The organism is Catellatospora sp. NPDC049133 (assembly GCF_040648455.1).
In the GTDB taxonomy this organism is placed as follows: Bacteria; Actinomycetota; Actinomycetes; order Mycobacteriales; family Micromonosporaceae; genus Catellatospora; species Catellatospora aurea.
This window is the reverse complement of the sequence record NZ_JBEZDT010000014.1, coordinates 29,546-48,149: the sequence shown is the minus strand read 5'-3', so window position 1 is coordinate 48,149 and position 18,604 is coordinate 29,546. Positions and strand designations below refer to the sequence as shown.

The 18,604-nt window shown below is 71.2% G+C and carries 17 protein-coding genes; 7 read left to right on the top strand and 10 right to left on the bottom strand.

Translation table 11 applies throughout. From position 1 onward, the window contains the following. Positions 1 to 242: 242 nt before the first annotated feature. Positions 243 to 1,307 carry an NAD-dependent epimerase/dehydratase family protein gene (locus AB0B35_RS17790; protein ID WP_361046422.1) on the top strand — a complete coding sequence of 355 codons (1,065 nt, stop codon included), beginning with the start codon at positions 243 to 245 and terminating at the stop codon, positions 1,305 to 1,307. Positions 1,308 to 1,338: 31 nt separating this feature from the next. After that, on the top strand, positions 1,339 to 2,157 hold the full coding sequence (locus AB0B35_RS17785; RefSeq protein WP_361046419.1) for a WecB/TagA/CpsF family glycosyltransferase: 819 nt from the start codon (positions 1,339 to 1,341) through the stop codon (positions 2,155 to 2,157). Positions 2,158 to 2,420: 263 nt separating this feature from the next. Here the strand turns inward: AB0B35_RS17785 and AB0B35_RS17780 are convergent, their stop codons facing one another. Next, positions 2,421 to 2,759, bottom strand: a complete 339-nt coding sequence (locus tag AB0B35_RS17780; protein WP_361046416.1) for a hypothetical protein — start codon at positions 2,757 to 2,759, stop codon at positions 2,421 to 2,423. A gap of 166 nt (positions 2,760 to 2,925) precedes the next feature. Between AB0B35_RS17780 and AB0B35_RS17775 the strand changes: the two genes are divergently transcribed. After that, positions 2,926 to 3,699, top strand: coding sequence for a hypothetical protein (locus AB0B35_RS17775; RefSeq protein WP_361046413.1), 774 nt, complete (start codon positions 2,926 to 2,928; stop codon positions 3,697 to 3,699). Positions 3,700 to 3,805: 106 nt separating this feature from the next. Here the strand turns inward: AB0B35_RS17775 and AB0B35_RS17770 are convergent, their stop codons facing one another. After that, complete coding sequence (locus AB0B35_RS17770; RefSeq protein ID WP_120321590.1) at positions 3,806 to 4,024, bottom strand: DUF397 domain-containing protein; 219 nt, start codon at positions 4,022 to 4,024, stop codon at positions 3,806 to 3,808. Next, the gene (locus AB0B35_RS17765) at positions 3,994 to 4,878 is read right to left on the bottom strand and encodes a helix-turn-helix transcriptional regulator (protein ID WP_203691951.1); all 885 of its coding nucleotides are present in this window, start codon (positions 4,876 to 4,878) and stop codon (positions 3,994 to 3,996) included. The genes AB0B35_RS17770 and AB0B35_RS17765 overlap by 31 nt, the downstream gene beginning before the upstream one ends. A 384-nt stretch (positions 4,879 to 5,262) precedes the next feature. On the opposite strand from AB0B35_RS17765, the gene AB0B35_RS17760 reads away from it, so the two are divergent. Together AB0B35_RS17760 and AB0B35_RS17755 are read left to right on the top strand one after the other, a co-directional pair. Continuing rightward, the gene (locus AB0B35_RS17760) at positions 5,263 to 5,577 is read left to right on the top strand and encodes a hypothetical protein (RefSeq protein ID WP_360523563.1); all 315 of its coding nucleotides are present in this window, start codon (positions 5,263 to 5,265) and stop codon (positions 5,575 to 5,577) included. A 337-nt stretch (positions 5,578 to 5,914) separates the two neighbouring features. Next, positions 5,915 to 6,133: a hypothetical protein gene (locus tag AB0B35_RS17755; RefSeq protein ID WP_361046410.1), complete on the top strand. Its 219-nt coding sequence runs from the start codon at positions 5,915 to 5,917 to the stop codon at positions 6,131 to 6,133. 78 nt (positions 6,134 to 6,211) lie between these two features. On the opposite strand, the gene AB0B35_RS17750 is transcribed toward AB0B35_RS17755, so the two are convergent. Then, complete coding sequence (locus AB0B35_RS17750; RefSeq protein WP_361046407.1) at positions 6,212 to 7,168, bottom strand: PASTA domain-containing protein; 957 nt, start codon at positions 7,166 to 7,168, stop codon at positions 6,212 to 6,214. An 80-nt stretch (positions 7,169 to 7,248) separates the two neighbouring features. Beyond that, positions 7,249 to 7,929: a PASTA domain-containing protein gene (locus tag AB0B35_RS17745; RefSeq protein WP_361046405.1), complete on the bottom strand. Its 681-nt coding sequence runs from the start codon at positions 7,927 to 7,929 to the stop codon at positions 7,249 to 7,251. A 97-nt stretch (positions 7,930 to 8,026) separates the two neighbouring features. On the opposite strand from AB0B35_RS17745, the gene AB0B35_RS17740 reads away from it, so the two are divergent. Further along, the gene (locus AB0B35_RS17740) at positions 8,027 to 9,259 is read left to right on the top strand and encodes a hypothetical protein (protein WP_361046402.1); all 1,233 of its coding nucleotides are present in this window, start codon (positions 8,027 to 8,029) and stop codon (positions 9,257 to 9,259) included. 10 nt (positions 9,260 to 9,269) lie between these two features. On the opposite strand, the gene AB0B35_RS17735 is transcribed toward AB0B35_RS17740, so the two are convergent. Beyond that, entirely contained in the window at positions 9,270 to 10,508 is a 1,239-nt protein-coding gene (locus AB0B35_RS17735; protein ID WP_361046399.1) for a CapA family protein, read from the bottom strand. Between the two features lie 52 nt (positions 10,509 to 10,560). After that, positions 10,561 to 12,036, bottom strand: coding sequence for a glutamate--cysteine ligase (locus AB0B35_RS17730; RefSeq protein WP_360523545.1), 1,476 nt, complete (start codon positions 12,034 to 12,036; stop codon positions 10,561 to 10,563). Between the two features lie 157 nt (positions 12,037 to 12,193). Here AB0B35_RS17730 and AB0B35_RS17725 point away from each other — a divergent pair, with 157 nt between their 5' ends. After that, entirely contained in the window at positions 12,194 to 12,664 is a 471-nt protein-coding gene (locus tag AB0B35_RS17725; RefSeq protein ID WP_360523542.1) for a MarR family transcriptional regulator, read from the top strand. Positions 12,665 to 12,956: 292 nt separating this feature from the next. Here the strand turns inward: AB0B35_RS17725 and AB0B35_RS17720 are convergent, their stop codons facing one another. The 3 genes from AB0B35_RS17720 to AB0B35_RS17710 form a co-directional block, all read right to left on the bottom strand. Beyond that, on the bottom strand, positions 12,957 to 15,410 hold the full coding sequence (locus AB0B35_RS17720) for a helix-turn-helix domain-containing protein (RefSeq protein WP_361046396.1): 2,454 nt from the start codon (positions 15,408 to 15,410) through the stop codon (positions 12,957 to 12,959). Positions 15,411 to 15,690: 280 nt separating this feature from the next. After that, positions 15,691 to 16,836: an acyl-CoA dehydrogenase family protein gene (locus tag AB0B35_RS17715; RefSeq protein ID WP_361046393.1), complete on the bottom strand. Its 1,146-nt coding sequence runs from the start codon at positions 16,834 to 16,836 to the stop codon at positions 15,691 to 15,693. An 11-nt stretch (positions 16,837 to 16,847) separates the two neighbouring features. After that, positions 16,848 to 18,368, bottom strand: a complete 1,521-nt coding sequence (locus AB0B35_RS17710) for an acyl-CoA carboxylase subunit beta (RefSeq protein WP_360523533.1) — start codon at positions 18,366 to 18,368, stop codon at positions 16,848 to 16,850. Positions 18,369 to 18,604: the final 236 nt, after the last annotated feature.

Here is an 18,604-nt window from a genome sequence, read left to right as displayed (position 1 = left end):
TGGCACCCTCCTCGGCTACTCCGACACCGGCGCATGGATCTCCCCGCCCTCCCCCGCCACCCCCGCCCTCCGCCCCTGGCTCCACCTGAGTTGAAGGAAGGGCACCTTCCCATCGTTTTTCGTATAGGAAGGTGCCCTTCTTAACGCTCCGTGTAGCGGGCGGCTGCGGGGCGGACGAGTGAGGCCGGTCAGGGTAAGCTCTCCGCTGGTCGAGTTCGTCGATTGGTTACAGGGAGTATCTGGTGAGCGTTGCGCTGGTGACCGGTTCGGCCGGTCTGATCGGTTCCGAGGCAGCCCGCCACTTCGCCGGCCTGGGCATGCACGTCGTCGGCCTCGACAACGACATGCGCAAGTACTTCTTCGGCGAGGACGGCTCGACCGCCTGGAGCCTGGTGAACCTCACCAGCAAGCTCGGCGACTCGTACACGCACTACGACGTCGACATCCGCGACCGCGACGTGCTCAACAAGATCTTTGAGCGGTACGGCAAGGACATCTCCCTGGTGATCCACACCGCGGCGCAGCCCAGCCACGACTGGGCGGCCAAGGAGCCGTTCACCGACTTCGACGTCAACGCCGTCGGCACCCTGAACGTGCTGGAGTACACCCGCCAGCACTGCCCCGACGCCGCGTTCATCTTCTGCTCGACGAACAAGGTGTACGGCGACACCCCGAACCGCCTCCCGCTGATCGAGCAGGAGACCCGGTACGAGATCGACGCGAACCACCAGTTCGCCAACGGCATCACCGAAGACATGACGATCGACAACAGCATGCACTCGATCTTCGGCGTGTCGAAGGTCGCCGCGGACGTGGCGGTGCAGGAGTACGGCCGCTACTTCGGCATGCGGACGGCCTCCTTCCGCGGCGGCACGCTGACCGGCCCCGCGCACAGCGCCGCCGAGCTGCACGGCTTCCTGGCCTACCTGATGCGCTGCGTCATGGAGGGCCGCACGTACAACCTGTTCGGTTACAAGGGCAAGATGGTCCGCGACGCCATCCACTCGCACGACGTGCTCACCGCGTTCGAGGCCTTCTTCCGCAACCCGCGCTCCGGCGAGGTCTACAACCTTGGCGGCGGCCGCTTCTCCAACACCTCCCACCTGGAGGCCTTCGCCATCGCCGAGAAGATCGCGGGCAAGGAGGCCAAGGTCAACTACGTGGAGCAGGCGCGCATGGGCGACCACCAGTGGTACGTCAGCGACATGGCCAAGTTCCAGGCGCACTACCCGGACTGGCAGATGACCTACAACGTGCCCGCTATCCTCAACGAGATCTACGAGGCCAACGCCGACAAGTGGATGTAGCCCCCATCGGCGCGCACACCCTAGGAACGTCATGACGACGACGCTGAACAGCGGCAGCAAGCGCAACGTGCTCGGCGTCCTTGTCGACGCCACCGACTACGCCGACGCCACCGAACGCATCATTCGCGCGGCCACGGAGGGCCGGCCGTACGCGGTCACCGCGCTCGCGGTGCACGGCGTGATGGAGGGCGTCGCCGACGGCAGGCTCGGCGCGCAGCTCAACAGCTTCGACCTGATCACCCCGGACGGCCAGCCGGTGCGCTGGGCGCTCAACCTGCTGCACGGCGCGGGCCTGCGCGACCGGGTGTACGGCCCGGAGCTCACCCTGCGGGTGCTCGGCCGCGCCGCCGAGCAGGGCCTGCCGGTGTACCTCTACGGCTCCACCCAGCCCGTGCTGGACCTGCTGATCCCGGCGCTGATCGCGAAGTACCCGGCGCTGAAGATCGCGGGCAGCGAGCCGTCGAAGTTCCGCGGTGTGGAGCCCGGCGAGGCCGAGCAGATCGCGGCGCGCATCACCGGCTCGGGCGCGCGCATCGTGCTGGTCGGGCTCGGCTGCCCGCGGCAGGAGAAGTTCGCGTACGCGATGCGCCCGTACCTGGGGATGCCGCTGCTGGCGGTCGGCGCGGCGTTCGATTACCACGCCGGCGGGCTGCGCAAGCCGCCCGCGTGGATGCAGCGGCACGCCCTGGAGTGGCTGTGGCGCCTGGGCCTGGAGCCCAAGCGCCTGTGGCGTCGCTACCTGATCCTGAACCCGAAGTACCTGGCCCGCCTCGGCGCCCAGAAGACCCGCCTCTGGCGCGCCACGCCGGTCACCCCGGCCACCGAGTCCCCCTCGACCTTCGCTGTGTAGTCGGCGCCCGCCTTCGCGGGCGCGGAGTTCGGCCTCGGAAGCCTCCCTAACCCGCCGGCCGCTCGTCCGCTGCGCGGACTTCCGCTGCTGGCGGGTGCGGTCGGCGGCCGAACCCGGCTGCGGGTCCGGGTCAGAGCGCCGCTTCTGCCGCAACTCTTAAAGAGTCGCGGCCTCAGGGGGAGTCCGATGCCGCGACTCTTTAAGAGTTGCCGCCCGAAGGGGGTCGGCGCCCGAGGGGGGCGGGGCCGAGGGGGGCGGCGGGGTCAGCGGCGGAGGTAGATGAGGCCCAGGACGGAGCGGGTGGCTTCGAACCAGCGGTCGACCCATTCGTCGGTGGGTGGGGTGTTGCGGGGTGGGAGTTCGAGGAGCAGGCCGCGCAGGAGCGGGTGGTCGACGAGGGTCGACTCGGCGGGCATGTCCAGCCAGCTCGACGGCGTGAACGACTGGTCGCCGAACCGGTCCAGGCCCAGCGACTGCAGCGGCCCGGGGCCGGGCTCCAGCAGGGTGTCTCCCGGCAGCTGGACCCGTTCGGAGTCGCGCAGGCCGCGCTCGCGCGGGGTGGGGCTGGCGTTCTGGCTGGGCACGTGTTCAGGCATCGTCATCTTCGTCCTACCCGGTCGGCGAGTTTCGCGGTGTGGTGGGGCGCCGTCTGGTACAACGACCGCAACGGAACGCAGGCGACGGTCTACCCGCGATCGTCACTGCACGTGTTGCTTGCGTGACTAAGCGCAAGCTAACCAGTTGTGCATCACGTGCGGGGGAACCACCATGGCCGCTGAACCGGCGTCCACACCATTGCCAGCCCAGGTCACGCCGGCGCAGCTGATCGGCGAGATCAGCCGCCTCGTGCGGCAGCTGCCCTGTCCGCACTGCGGCCAGGAAGGCGCCCACTCCGCGCCGGCCCATTCCCAGGCGCTGGTCCCGGCCGCCCGCGAGCCCTACGACGACATAGCGCCGCTCGACCCGCTGGACGAGATCGGCGACGACGAACGCTGGCTGTGGCGCCTGGTCGAGGAGGCCGAGCGGGTGGCCGCGGCGGCGCCGCCTGGACCGGATCCGCGCCAGGTCGCGCTCGCCGAGCAGCGGTGCCAGGAGGCGTACGAAGCGGAACAGAAGGTCCAGGCCCGCATCCACGCCACCATCGCCGCGCTGGCCCAGCCGTCGTCGTGGCTGCGGCCCCGCCACAGGGCCGCGCTGGCCAGGCACCTGCGCGAGGACCGGGCCGCCGCCGTGCTGACCGCGATCCAGCGGGGACGGATCGAGGAGATCCGGGGGCGGCTGCGCGCCGTCACGAACCGGCGGGCCGACTACCTGTCGGCCCATCGCGCCACGCTGGAGGCCGGGCGCAACGCACGGGTGGAGCTGACCCGGGTGCTCGACGACCTGATAGACCGGTACGCCCGGATGTCGCAGCCGCCCGCCTGGTTCAAGTTCGGCCTGGACTATCCGCCGGAGCCGGGACAGCGCCGGGAGTGGCTGCAGCACGCCCGGGAGGCGATGGTCGAGCGGCGGCGGGCCAATCTGCACCGGGTGCTGCTGTGATCAGCCCCGGTACGGCGAAGGACCCCCTTCGGCGCCCTTGAGAACGGCGCGGAAGGGGGTCCCACCTGTACGTGATCCAGAGCTGTCACCAGCAACGGGGCTCGACCTAGAGATCGAATTCCCCGTCCTTGGCACCCTCCACAAAGGCGTCCCACTCGTCCGGCGTGAAGATCAATGCCGGCCCGGTGGGGTTCTTGGAATCGCGCAGCGCGATCGCACCACCCACGAACGCGACTTCAACGCAGTTGTCGCAGTTCGGGCCGCTCCGCGTGCTCTTGTACCAACGCGCTTCGCTCAGATCGACTCGAAACCCCTTGGTCTCGATTTCCATAGTGGCTCCTCCGCCAGTTGTGCGATCAGCTCGGCGGACTCCTCGGGGCTCAACGCAGCCTTTCGGATGTTCTCGAAGATCTTGGTGTACTTCCCCAGCTCGTCGTTCTTCTCCAGGAAGAGTCCCCCGGTCGCATTCTCCGCGTAAACGACATCTGAGTCCCCGGGTTCGGGAAACTCCAGGATGGCGAAAGTACCGTCCATACCGGCGTGTGGACCTGCCTCGAACGGCAACACCTGCAAGGTCACGTTAGGCCACGAGGCCGCCTCGGCCAGTAGCCGAAGCTGGTCTCGCATGACCCTGTCGCCGCCCACGGGCCGGCTCACCACCGACTCATCGAGCACCACCTGAAACCTGATCGCATCGTCTTGTCGCGTGAGCAACGATTGACGACCCATCCGGACACGGACACGATTCATGATCGCTTCTTCGTCCCAGTCCGGCCAGGCGCCGCGAATCATCGCCTCCGCATATTCCGCTGACTGCAGCAGGCCGGGGACAACCTGCTGTTCGTACGCGCGGATGGAGCTGGCCGCGGCCTCCAGCCCGACGTAGGCACCCACCAGCACGCTGCTGTACGGATGCCACCAGCCCTTCTGCCTCGCCTCCTTGGCGATCTCCACGAGCACGTCGACCTCGTCGGTCGGCGTGCCGTAGATCGTCAGCATGTCGCGAACGTCGCGACTGGTCACCGAGCTGTGTCCGGTTTCGATCCGCGAGATCTTGGACTGCGAGCACTCCATCCTCTCGGCCACGAACTCCAGCGTGATGCCGGCATGTTCGCGCCGCTTGCGCAGTTCGGCACCGAGTCTTCGTCGGCGCACTGTCGGGCTCTGTCGGGTTGTCACGGCGCACCTCCGCGACGCACGTCGGCGGAGGCACGAAAGTCGATGCCCCCGCCCGATGGAACTTGCATATGTCGTGTTGCGAGTCTGCTCCGACGATCGGCGAATCATCAACCGGCCGAACGCACAGAGGGTGCGACTCGGCATCACCGGGGAGACCGACACCAGCTTGTCACATACCGGACGAAGGACACCAGAGCGCATACGCACTTTGCAACTTGCATTCAGCAAAGTCTTCCGGCACAGTGTCTGTTATGGCCCCCGCTGTGCTGATCTTCCGTTTTCATGATCACGCACGGTGGGCGCGGCTTCACCTCTAGCGTTCAACGAGCGACTCCCGATTACGTGTTGTCCAGATCGCACCGGTACGAGAGAGCAGGAGAAAAGGTGACTCCCCAAGCCGGCGACATCCTCCACGTCACTCGCGAAGCCAGCGTCCAGTTCCTCCGCCCGATGATGTTCCGGGTGATCCGCGTGCACGACTGGCCGACGTACGAGGGTTGGGTGTGGCTCGACGGCTACCAGCTCAACGCCGCGGGCGACGCCGTGGAGCGCCGTTCGATCTTCGTGCAGCGCGCCGGCCTGCGCATCGTGCCCGACAACAGCGCCGCGGCCCGTGCTCGCACGGCACCCGCCCGCGCCGGGCAGCGGCCCACGCTGAGCCGCCCGAATCTGCGCCCCGCGACCGCCGGCGCACGCTGAGAATTTCTCGCGATCCGCCTCCGGTCGGCCTGTACCGGATCTACGCTCGAATGACCCTAGTTGAACGACGGTGGCGACTCGCCCGGCCGTTTGCGGTCAGCAGGCGGCCGCGACGAATCTCCCCGTCGCGGAGCATGGCCGGTCCCGGCGCGCCGCCGCTCTCGCGGTGCGCCGAGGGACTCCCACGTTCCGGCCCTCGCGTGGCACGGCACCCGCTCACCCGGGGGACGGCGCCATGGACATTCGAACGATCGCATCTGGACGGGAGCCCAGGGCGACCATTCCACATCGGTCCCACCGGCTGGCCGCACTGTGCGGTGCGGCGCTGGCGGCGGCGTTGTTCACGCCGGTGCCCGCCACGGCCGGCACGACCGAGGTGCGAGCCGCAACGGTCGCGGACGCATCCACCCGGCAGGCACCGCCGCCCGCCGCAGTAACCGCCCACTCCGTGCCGCCTGAGCTGATGGCACGCTCACTGATCTCCACCGGAATGATCGGCATCGGTCTCGCGCTGGGCGGGATCGTCATCGTCACGCACCGGCGCCGCCAATGGTGACGGGCCGGCAGACAGAACGCGCCCATGCCGTACGGCATGGGCGCTGTTCATGTCACAACGGGGAGTCGAGCCTGCCGGTCAGTCTTCGTCGCCGTCGGGGCTCGGGCTCGCCTCCGCGCTGGGGCTCGGTTCCGGCGACGGGCTGGTCGGCGCCGAGGCCACCACGATTATCACCGTCGAGCCCGGCTCCAGCAGCGTGCCCGGTTCCGGCTCCACGTCCACGACGGTGCCCGGATCGGCGTCGCCGGTGACCCGCACGCTGATCCTCGGGTTCAGGCCCGCCGCATTCAGAACGTCGATCGCCTCCTGCTGCGACAGGCCCACCAGGTTCTCCGGCACCGGGACCGCGGACACCTCCGGCGACGGTGACACCGACGCCGACGGGCTCGGGGCGGCGCTGGTGGGCGCGGCCGTGGTCAGGGCCGGGGTCGGCGACGTGCTCGGCGTCGGCGTGGGTCCCGTGCCGCGCAGCACGAACCAGGCCGCCACCGCGAACAGCGCCAGCAGCAGCAGCGCGATCCCGATGATGATCAGCGGTGCCCGCCAGGTGCGCTGGCCTTCGCCGTACTCGATGCCGGGCGGCGGGGTGGCGTCGCGCATCGACCGGGGTCCCGAAGTGGGCACGCCCGCCCGGCCCGTCCAGACGTCCTGTGCGGGCATCACCGAGGTGCGCTCGTCCGGCGGCACGGGCCGGCCGCCGACAGGCGGCAGCACGGAGGTCGGCTCGCCGCCCGGAGGCACCGCGGCAGGCCCGCCCGCGGGCAGCACGGTCGTCGCCTCGTCACCGGGTCCTCCACCCGCGGGAAACACGGTGGTGGCGTCATCGCCAGGCCTGCCGCCAGCCGGGAGCACGGTCGTCGCCTCGTCGCCGCCCTGCCCGCCCGACGGCAGCACGGTGGTCGGCTCGTCGCCGGGCCTGGGCTCGTCGTCGCGCCGGTGAGCAGCCATCGGGACGGTCTCGTCGGAGGGAGACGACCCGGGGCCGCTCCCGCGCGCCGCCGGGTCGTTGTCGTCGTGCCGCTGCTCATCGGACATGCTGAGGTCCTACCACGTCGCGGGGTCGGTTAAGCCCTACCTGGGTGCGTGGCGTGCACCGCACGCCATGCACCGTCGATTCAGCCCGCGGCCGGAGACGGCGGCGGAGCGGTCTCGCACGTGATCGAGACGCTGGTGTTCCACTTGAGCTTCGTGCCGGCCTCGGCGGTGGCCGCCGTGACCGTGCCGACCTTCTCGGCCGGGTACGGCCCGACCTGCAGACCAGCCCCGACCAGTGCCTTCTTCGCCTCTTCGCAGGACTGGCCGACCAGCGTCGGCACGTCGACGTCGACGATCCCACCGGCGACGAAGAGCTTCACGCTCGTGCCCGGCCGCACCGGGGCGTCCGCGGCGGGCTCGGTCTTCGTGATCTTGCCAGCCTCGCCCTCCTGGTCGAAGACGACGTTCACGGTGACCTTCAGATCCGCCATGAGCTGCCGACGGATTGCCTGGAACTCCTCCCCGGCCACGTTCGGCATGCGGGGTCCGTCCGGCGCGGGCGAGGCGGTGCTCGGCTCGACCGTCGGGGTCGGCGAGGGCGCCTCGCTCGGGGACGGGCTCGCATCCGCCGACACGGCGACGGACGGAGTGGCGCTGGGCTGGGCGTTCGGCTCGCCGTCGCCGGCGACGAACCATCCGATCGCGAGGCCCGCGACGGCCAGCAGCACCGTGGCCGTCGCCAGGATCGCGACGGTGCCGGGGCTGAACCCACGTGGTCGCTGCGGCGTCAGCGGCGCCGTCTGTGCCCACGGGTCGGTCATGATGCTCTCCTCTTTCGGGTACGCCCGGCGAACGCTACGCCGCAACGAGAGTAAACCGTTCACACGAACCGCCCTCGCATTGCTATACGCTCGCGTCATGTCACTTCAGGGCCCGGGTACGCGGCTGGGACTGAGCTCCGTCGCCGTCGCGGTGGGCGTGGCCGCCGCGGCGGGAGCAGCGCAGTTGGGTGTCGGATACGGCCTGGGGGTCTTCTCCTGGGTGCCCACCGTGCACGGCGGCGACGAAGCCGCCTGGCTGGCGAGTCTGGCCTGGACGGTGTGGATTTCCGCCCTGTCGGTGGTGCTCGGTGCCGTTGTGGCCGATCGTGTCGGCCGCCCGACTGTCCAGTCGTCGACAGCGGTCCGCGTGCTGCGACGCGCCGCGCTGTCCATCGCCGCGGCGCTGGGCGGCCTGGTGGTCGTCGCGCTGACCGCGGTGCCCGCCCGGGTGGCCGAGCGCGCGGACACGTTCGCGCCGCACCTGATCGTCGGCGGATACGCGATCGCCGGGGTGCTGCTCGGCCTGTTCGTCTCCGTGGCCGCGCTGATCGCGCGCTCGATCGCCGCGAACGTGCTGGCCACCGGCGGCTGGCTGTGGCTGCTCGCGGTCACCGCGGTGGCCGACGGCATCGCGGCCGGACGGGATCCCGTCGTGGCGCAACTCGGCTCCTGGCCGGTCACCACCGACGGGCCCTGGTTCCGCAGCGTCTACCTGCCCGGCGCGGCCATCGCCGGGGTGGCCGCCGTGTTGATCGGATTCCTGGCCGCGCTGCCCGCGGCCCGCCGCCGCGACGCCCAGGCGGGGGTGGCGCTCTCCGGCGCCGCCGGACCGGCCCTGGTCGCCGTGGCCTACCTGCTGGCCGCGCCGAAGCTGACCGGTGCGCTGCCCGAGCAGCTGTCGGCATACCTGGTGGCGCCGTACGCCGTGTTCGCCGGCCTGCTCGGCTCGGTGCTCGCGCTGGTGCTCTGCGGCCCGCGCCGCCCGCGCCCCGTGACGGCCGCCACCGCGCCGGTCCCGCCGCAGTACACCGGCTCGGATGCCGTGCCTGCTCCGGCCGTGCCCGCACAGACCGGCCCGGACAGGTCCGCCGCGGACAAGGACGCGTCGGCTACGGACGCGGCTGCCCGGCCCGCAGCCTCCACCGACGCAGCCGCCAAGCCCGCCTCCGGCAAGCCCGCTCAGGGCAGGGCCTCCGTCACCAAGGCGGCCCAGGCCACCGCCGAGAAGCCGGCGGACGAGCCGGCCATCGGCGCACCAGCCGCCACCGGCGAAGCCGTCTCCCCCGCGGCCGACGCGCCGAGCCCGAAGCAGCCCCGCAAGAAGCGCTGACCCCCGCACATCAGCGCACGACGACCAGGCCCGCACTGCCCGCCCCGCGCGAGCGCAGCACTCGGGCGGAGCGTTCACCGCTGGCGCGGCAGGCCGCACGGCGGGCGGGCGGGCACGCCGACACCAGCAGCACCCGGACCGGACCACCGTCGAGCTGCATGTACGTCGGCAGTGCGGCCGCCGCGGACACGGTGAACCGGCCGGGCGCGGTCTCCACGAAGGTGAACCGGCTGATCACCCCGTCCCGGGTGACGTCCGAGAAGCTCTGGTTCGAGACGTGGTTGCCCATGCCGTAGGCGACCCAGCGGCCCTCGATCCGCTCGAACGGCTGCACCACGTGCGCGTGGTGGCCGAGGATCAGATCCACCGCGCCGTCGCGCAGCAGCTGCCGGGCGACGGACACCTGCTGCTCGTTGGGGCGCTGCTGATACTCGGTGCCCCAGTGGATCGACACGATGACTACCTCGGCCCCGGCCTGCCGGGCCCGGACCGCCGCCTGCCGGACGCGCTGCGGGTCGAGCGAGTTGACCAGCCATTCCTTGCCCCTGGGCCGGGTCAGCCCGTTGAAGGAGAAGGTGTACGACAGCAGCGCCACCCGCACCCCGCGCACCGTGACGATGGTGGGCTTGTCCTGCTCGGCGCGGCTGCGGGCCATGCCCGCGTGGGCGATCCCGGCCGCGTCCAGTGCGGCCAGTGTGCGCCGGATGCCCGCCTCGCCGCCGTCCAGGGAGTGGTTGGACGCGGTGGAGCAGGCATCGTAGCCGGTCTGCTGCAGGGCGGGCACGATCTGCGGCGGCACCTTGAAGATCGGATATCCGGTGAACGGGCCCTGCGGGCCGCCCAGCGGCGTCTCCAGATGGCAGATTGCCAGGTCGGCTGCCTCGATCACCGGGCGTACGCCGTTCAGCAGTGGCGCGAAGTCGTAACCGCGCCCGCCCGCGTCGCGCTGCGCCTGCCGCCAGAGACCGCCGTGCAGCAGCACGTCCCCGCTGCCGACGACGGTGAACGTGCGCGGCACGAACGTCCCGCCGGGCGTGGGCGAAACACTCGGTGCGGGTGCCGGAGACCGGCTCGGCGGCACCGGCCGCGGCACCGGCACGCTCGCGCTCGGCAGGACCCGCGTCGACGCGGGCTGCGGCGCGCCGCCGGGTGGCCACGGCGGCAACGCCACCGCGGCGACCACGGCCAGCAGCGCGGCCAGGATCACCGGCAGCGCCCAGGGCCGGACATCCTCACGATCACCCGTCACGGCTGCACCCTCCCCCGAGGTCGACGGTCACACCATCCGCTGTCAGGCCGAGTCAGCCCACGGGCCAGGTGTGCACCGGTTCGTTGGTGCGCTGGTGTTCGGCATACCGGCCGACCATGGCCCGCAGCGCCGCGGGCCGGGTCGCGCCCTTCGCCTCCAGCGCCCGCACCGTGTCGACCTGCCAGGTCGAGCCGTTGCGCCCGAGCAGGCAGCGCTGCTCGATGATGCCGAGCAGGCGGTCGCGCTGCGCGGGGTCGACGCCGAACCGGTCGAGTCCCTCGGCGGCCTTCGGCAGCAGCATCTCCAGCACCAGGTCGGTCACCCGGATCTCGCCGAGGCGCGGCCACCACACGGGCGCGGCGATGCCCCGGCGGGCGGCGGCGTGGAAGTTGTCCTGCGCGACGCTGAACGGCAACTGCGTCCAGAGTGGCCGGTCCTCCTCGACGAGCGCGCGGACGAGGCCGAAGTAGAGCGCGCCGTTGGCCAGCATGTCGACCACGGTCGGGCCGGCGGGCAGCACCCGGTTCTCCACGCGCAGGTGCGGGCGGCCGCCCATGATGTCGTACACCGGCCGGTTCCAGCGGTAGATGGTGCCGTTGTGCAGCCGCAGCTCGCCGAGCCGGGGCACCCCGCCGCTGCGCAGCACGGCCAGCGGGTCCTCCTCCTCGGCGATCGGCAGCAGCGGCGGGAAGTAGCGCACGTTCTCCTCGAACAGGTCGAAGATCGAGGTGACCCAGCGCTCGCCGAACCACACCCGGGGCCGTACGCCCTGGGCCTTCAGCTCGTCGGGGCGGGTGTCGGTGGCCTGCTCGAACAGCGCGATCCGGGTCTCCGACCAGAGCTGGTGGCCGAACAGGTAGGGCGAGTTGGCCCCGACCGCTACCTGCACTCCGGCGATGACCTGCGAGGCGTTCCAGTAGGCGGCGAACTCCGCGGGCGACACCTGCAGGTGGAACTGCAGGCTGGTGCATGCCGCCTCGGGCGCGATGGAGTCGGTGCGGATGCGCAGCCGGTCGGCCCCCCGGATGTCGACGCCGATCTGCTCGCCGCGGGCGGCCAGGATCTCCTCGTTGAGCGAGCGGTAGCGCCCGTTGACGGACAGGTTCTCGGTGACCGCGTGGTCGGTGGTGAGCGTCGGCAGGATGCCGATGGTCAGCACGGCCGCGTCGTGCTTGCGCGCGTGCGCGTCCGCGCGGCGCAGGCTCTCGATGATCTGCTGCTCGTACTGGACCAGCCCGTCGTCGGAGATGAGCCGGGGCGGCACGTTCAGTTCCAGATTGAACCGGCCGAGTTCGGTCTGGAACTGCGGATCGGCCAGGTCGTGCAGCACCTCCTCGTTCACCATCGTCGGCAGGTGCTCCGGGTCGACGAGGTTCAGCTCGATCTCCAGCCCGGTGGTCGGATGGTCGGCGTCGAAGCTGAAGTCGTTGAGCATCAACGCGAACACGTCCAGGCAGCGTCTGACCTTCTGGCGGTAGTGCTCGCGTTCCTGGCGGGTGAACGTCTGCAGCGAAACGTCCTTGCCCATGAGCCCTCCCCGACACACGGTGACCAAGCGAACCCTCAGAGTACGGTTCGCGGGCGACAGTCGTATCGGGTGGTCGTCCCGATTGGCACACCCGTCGTCCCACTCTGCGGGAAACGAAGGGCAACAAATGTGCCATCTCTCCATATACGATGCGCAAATGGAGCTACTCGAGGATTCGAGGCTCACCGCCATGGGCCTTTTGACAGAGGCGTTCACCAGCCTCAACACCCTCTGCGCGGAGCAGCTCGCCGCGCACGGCCTGGCACCTGTCGAGTTCGAAGTGCTGGTGCGGCTGGCTCGCTCGCCCGCGCGACGACTCCGCATGACCGACCTATCCCGACAGACTGCGATGAGCACGAGCGGGGTGACCCGCATGATCGATCGACTCGAGCGGGAGGCCCTGGTCTGCCGGGTCCCCTGCGACATCGACCGGCGCAGCTCGTATGCCGCACTCACCAGCAAAGGCCTGGCCCGCCTGCAGGAGACAGTCCCCGGCCACCTGGAACTGCTTGACGAATGGCTCATCGGCCCCCTCACCCAGCGCCAGCTGCACGGCCTGCTCGTCGGGCTGCGCGTGGTGCGCGACGCGGTCCGCCCCGAGGCGACCGCGGGCGTGCATGACCAGTGACGACCAGATGCGGCGGGGTGGTGCTGCCGCTGCGGCAGAACCGGCGGCAGAAGTGCCACGGTCCTGCCAGAAAGGACGGTTTAAGCCCCGAATCGGGTGAACCGGGCTGCTAGCGTCATGGCCCTGTGGAGGGACGGCAGGCCGGTCAGGCTGGTCGGCGGTCCGGCACAGGAGCTGCATCGGCGCGGGCGGAGACGGCGGGGGGCGCGGTTCGCCACGGCGGGCCGCGGAGGGACATCATCCGTCGGGGGGCCGCCCGCGCCGAGCACAGCACTACGGGCCCCGCCACCGATCAGAGGTGGCTGAGCAGGTCCAATGCCCGTGGCGTGAGCGAGATGCCCGTGCTGTCACGCAGTACGTAGAGCCGGGCCACGACCTCGGCCGGCTCATCGCTGGTCGCCGCCAGCCCGACGAGCGCCTCCATGGTGTCCCGCCGGTCGTTGAGACCGCTGGTCAACCGTGCCGCCGCCGCGAACCACGAGGCCGCGAGCGTGCGGTGCCCCCGCTGCCAGGCCACCGTGGCCTCGATCATGGCGCAGTGCCAGTCCTCCTCGGGCTCGACCGAGCCGGGCACATCGACCTCCGGCCCGGGCTCCTCCAGCAGCGCGGCACGCATGTCGGTCAGCGTCTTCTCCGCCTCCTCCAGCCGCCCGCCCTGTGCGTACGCGAGCCCCACCACGCCCACCAGCCGCCGCCGCTCACCCGGGTTGCCGACCTCGGCCAGCATCTCCACGGCCTGCAACCCCACCCGCACCGCCTCGTCGTAGCGGCCGTCCAGGCGCAGCACCTCGGCCAGGTTGGCCCGCGCCAGCGCCCGCAGCTTGTGCTCCCCGGACCGGGCCGACAGCCGGTCCACCGCCGCCAGCCGCCGCTGTGCCGCGGCGAGATCCGCTTCGCGCAGGTCGTGCCAGATCAGGTTGTGCTGGGCCACCGCCATGTCGCCGACCCGGCCGGTCCGGGTGGCCAGCGCGAGGGTCGCCTCACCGTGGCGGCGGGCGTCGTCGTACTCCCCCGCGCTCTGGTGCACCACCTGCAGCACGCCGCGCGCCGCCAGCTCCCCGGTCACATCCCCCACCAGCAGGAACGCCGCGAGCGCTGCCTCGCCCCGGTCGAGTTCGGCCCGGCCCGCGCCGTGTTCGGCCGCGAGCTGCACCACGCCCAGGTTCGCCCAGGCCCGCATGATCGGGTCCGCGTCGGCGGTACGCGGGTCGTCGAGCAGCCGCAGCAGCCACTGCCTGCCCTGCTGGTCCCGGCCGCGGAAGCGCCACCAGCGGGGCAGGTTCGACGCCAGGCACAGCGCGGTGTGCGGGTCGTGCTCGGCCGCGTGGGCCAGTGCCGCCCACAGGTCGCTGGCCACGTCGTCGAACCGGGCCACCGCCGCGGCCAGCGTGGACCCCACCATCGTCGGCGCGGTGCGCGCGGCGAACCGGGCGAAGACCACACCATGCTGCCGGCGCGCCTCGGCCAGCTCCCCGGCCACCTCGGCCTGCTCGGTGGCGTACTCCTTCACGACGTCCAGCAGCACGAACCGGAACGCCCCCGAGCCGCGCACCTGCACCAGCCCCAGCTCGACCAGCCGCTCCAGCACCGGCACCACGTCGACCTGCGGGCCGAGCAGGTCCTCGGCCAGCTCCACGGACCAGCGATAGCCGAACACGGCCAGCCGCCGCAGCGCCTCCCGCTGCGCGGGTTCCAGCAGGCGGTAGCTCGCCGTCACCACGTCGCGCAGCGTCACCAGCGGCGGTGACGCTGCCACATCGGCGCTGCCCAGCTCCAGCAGGCGGTTGCCGTACCGGGCGAGCATCTCCGCGGGGTCGAGCACCCGACCCCGGGCCGCGGCCAGCTCGATGGCCAGGGGCAGCCCGCCGAGCCGTCGTACCAGCGTGACCAGTGCCTCCACCTCGACGTCGGCCGGCGACCGGCGCACCCGCCGCCACCGGGCCAGGAACAGCGCACTCGCCGGGTGCCGCTCCGCCTCGGCCAGCACCCGCGTCCCGGCCGGGGGCAGCGCCAGCGGGCCCAATGGCCACACCTGCTCGCCCGCGGGCCCGAGCGGCGCCCGGGCCGAGGCGAGCACACGCAGCGTGGGCGCGACCGCGAGCAGCTCCGCCAGCACGGTCCGGAACGCGTCCGGGGAGCGGTCCACCGCGTCCACCATCAGCAGCACCGGCTGCTCCAGCCGGGCCGGCAGGTCGGCCGGCCGGTTGACGCCGAGCACCGCGCAGACGACGTCGCGAACGTCGGTGACGGTGTCCCCCGCCGCGACGCTGATGGCGGCCACACCGGCCGGGAAGTGCGGCTGCATCCGGTGCGCGACGCTGATCGCCAGCGCGCTCTTGCCGACCCCGGCGAGCCCCACCAGGGTGGTGAGCCCCGGCTGGGCGACCAGATGCGCCGCGAGCGCGGCTGACTCCTCGGCCCGGCCGTGCAGTTCCGGCGGCGTGGGCAGGGTGTACGCCGCGGGCCTGGGCTGTGGCGGGAGCTGGCCACGGGCGGCCGCGTAGAACTCCGCGGCCTCGTCGCCGGTCAGCCCCAGCGCGCTGACCAGCAGCTCGACCGTGCTGCGCTGGGGTCGGGAGGCCCGGCCGTGCTCCAGATCCCGGACCGTGCGCACCCCCAGCCCGGCTCGCGCGGCAAGCTCCGACTGGGTCAGCCGTGCGGCGTCCCGGTGCGCGCGCAGGAGCGCGCTGAAGGAGGCCGCCGACGCGTCGGCGGCCTCAACGTGAACCGGGTGACCTGGGGCCATGGCCGCAAAGACTACGCATCCGAAGCCGAACGTGGGAGTCGAGCGTCTACTTTTTGGCGCACTCGCCGGACATGACCGGTGTCACACCGCAACCCTTCCGATGACCGGTGTCGGACGGCCGACATGCGCAACCTTCCGTCCGAACAACGCGTGTCTTCAGGCATCGACATGTCTCGGCGGCTGCCGTGACATGACGCGACACGACGGGGGGTCTCCGGTCGCCACAGCGGCCGGAGGCCGCGGTGCGGGTGAGGCCCACGGGGGGCCTCACCCGCGCCCGTCAGCGCAGGCCCAGGTCCCGCGCGATGACCATGCGCTGGATCTCGGAGGTGCCCTCGCCGATCTCCAGGATCTTGCTGTCGCGCCACATGCGGGCGACCGGGAACTCGTTCATGAAGCCGTAGCCGCCGTGGATCTGCGTGGCGTCCCGGGCGTTGTCCACCGCGACCGTGCTGGCGTGCAGCTTCGCGATGGCGGCCTGGCGCTTGAAGTCCGCGCCCGCGACCAGCCGCTGCGCGGCGTCGCGCCAGGCCAGCCGCGCGGTGTGGGCGCGCGTCTCCATGTCCGCGATCATGAACTGGATCGCCTGGTACGAGCCGATGGTGTGGCCGAACGCCTCCCGCTGCGACGCGTACTTGAGCGATTCGTCGACGCAGCCCTGGGCCAGGCCCGTGGACAGCGCCGCGATGGCGATCCGGCCCTCGTCGAGGATCTGCAGAAACTGTGCGAAGCCCCGGCCCCGCTGCCCGAGCAGGTTCTCCACCGGCACCCGGCAGTCGGTGAAGGTCAGCTCGTGGGTGTCCGAGCTGCACCAGCCGACCTTGGAGTAGCCGGGCGCGACCGTGAAGCCGGGGGTGCCCGACGGCACGATGATCGAGGAGATCTCGTTCTCGCCGGTCCGCGCGGTGACGGTGACCAGGCTGGTCATCGTCGTGCCGGAGTTGGTGATGAACGCCTTGCTGCCGTTGATGATCCACTCGCTGCCGTCCTCGGACAGCCGCGCCGTGGTGCGCGTGCCGCCCGCGTCGGAGCCCGCGCCCGGCTCGGTGAGCCCGAACCCGGCCAGCGCCTCACCCTTGATCAGGGCCGGCAGCCAGCGCTTCTTCTGCTCGTCGCTGCCGAACCGGTAGATCGGCATCGCGCCCAGCGAGATCGCCGCCTCCAGCGTGATGGACAGCGAGGAGTCGACCCGGGCCAGCTCCTCCAGCACGATGCACAGGGCGAGGTAGTCGCCGTCCATCCCGCCGAACTCGCTGGGGAAGGGCAGCCCGAACAACCCCATCTCGCCCATCTGGCGGACCAGGTCGTACGGGAAATCGTGCCGCTCGTACAGGTCGCCGATCACCGGCGCCACCTTGTCCTGGGCGAAGCGGCGCACGGTGTCGCGCAGCTCGCGGTGCTCCTCGGACAGCCCGAAGTCGGTCATCACGGCCTCTCTCAAACAGGAGTCACGCCGTGTCGGCGGCGTGAGAAGTGACGGTCCTTGCCCTGTGCGGCGCGGTACCGCTGGATGAGCTCGTCGCGAAGCCGGTCGGGCTCCACGATCGTGTCGATGACCAGCTCGCTGGCGAGCCGGACGATGTCGATGTCGGTCTCGTACTCGGCGCGCTTGGCGGCGATGAACGCCTCGCGCTCGGCCTCGTCCTCGATCGCGGCGATCTTGTTGGCGTACACGGCGTTCACCGCGGCCTCGGCGCCCATGACGGCGATCTTGGCGGTGGGCAGCGCGATGGTCGCCTCGGGCAGGAAGCCGGGTCCGGCCATCGCGTACAGGCCGGCGCCGTACGCCTTGCGCACCACGACGCAGATCTTCGGCACGGTCGCCTCGCTGATCGCGGTGACCATCTTCGCGCCGTGCCGGATGATGCCCTGCTTCTCCACGGCGCTGCCGACCATGAAGCCGGGCACGTCGCACAGGAACAGCAGCGGCACGTTGAACGCGTCGCACAGCTGCACGAAGCGGCTCGCCTTGTCGGCCGAGTCGACGAAGAGCACCCCACCCTTGTGCAACGAGTTGTTGCCCACCACGCCCACGACCTGGCCGTCGAGCCGGCCGAAGCCGACCGTCAGCTCCTTGGCCCAGCGCGCCTGGATCTCGAAGTACTCCCCGCCGTCGAGCAGGCCCTTGACCAGCTTGCGCATGTCGAACGCGCGGCGCTCGCTCTCCGGCACGATCGCGGCCAGGTCGGTCTCCGGCGCGGGCATCGGCTCCAGCGCGGGCGGTTGCTCGGTCCAGTTGGCGGGCAGGAAGGACAGGTAGCGCCGGACCACGCCGAGCGCCTCGTCCTCGTCCTTGCACAGGAAGTGGCCGACGCCGGACTGCTCGGTGTGCACCTTCGCGCCGCCCATCGCCTCCAGCGTGGTCTTCTCGCCAGTGACCATCTCGACCATGCGGTCCGAGCCCAGGTACATCGAGGCGTTGCCGTCGACCATGGCGACCACGTCGCAGAAGGCGGGGATGTACGCGCCGCCCGCGGCGCTCGGCCCGAACAGGGCGCACACCTGCGGGATGCTGCCCGAGGACTTCACCTGCTGGTAGAAGATGTTGCCCGCGCCCCGGCGGCCGGGGAACAGGTCGACCTGGTCAGTGATGCGCGCCCCGGCGGAGTCGACGAGGTAGACCATCGGCACGCCCTGGCCGTACGCCCGCTCGATGATCCGGATGATCTTCTCGACGGTGCGCGCGCCCCAACTCCCGGCCTTGACCGTGGAGTCGTTGGCCATCAGGCACACCGGCCGGCCGTCGATGGTCGCCTGGCCCGTGATCACACCGTCGGCGGGCAGCCCGTGCGCCAGCGCGTTGGCGAAGATCCCGTCCTCGACGAACGAGCCCTTGTCCACCAGCCGCGCGATGCGCTCGCGCGCGAAGAGCTTGCCCTTGGCCTCGTTGGCCTGGTGGTACTTCGGCGCCCCACCGGCCCCGATGCGCTCTCTCAGCTCATCCAGCCCCTCGTGCATGCCGCACCCACTCCTCCCACAGGCCCAACCTGAACGATAGTTAAGTTACCACCAGGTGAGACAGCCCGCCTCCCCCGACCAGTCGCGCGCCTCAAGATCACTCGACTTGCCAGGCAACCGTGCGTATCTTGAGCCCGCATTCGCACAGGTGCCTGGCGAGTCGAGCGATCTTGAGGGGTCGGCGGCGGCCGGGCATGGGAAAGGGCCGGCGCGCGTCCGCGCCGGCCCTTTCTGGT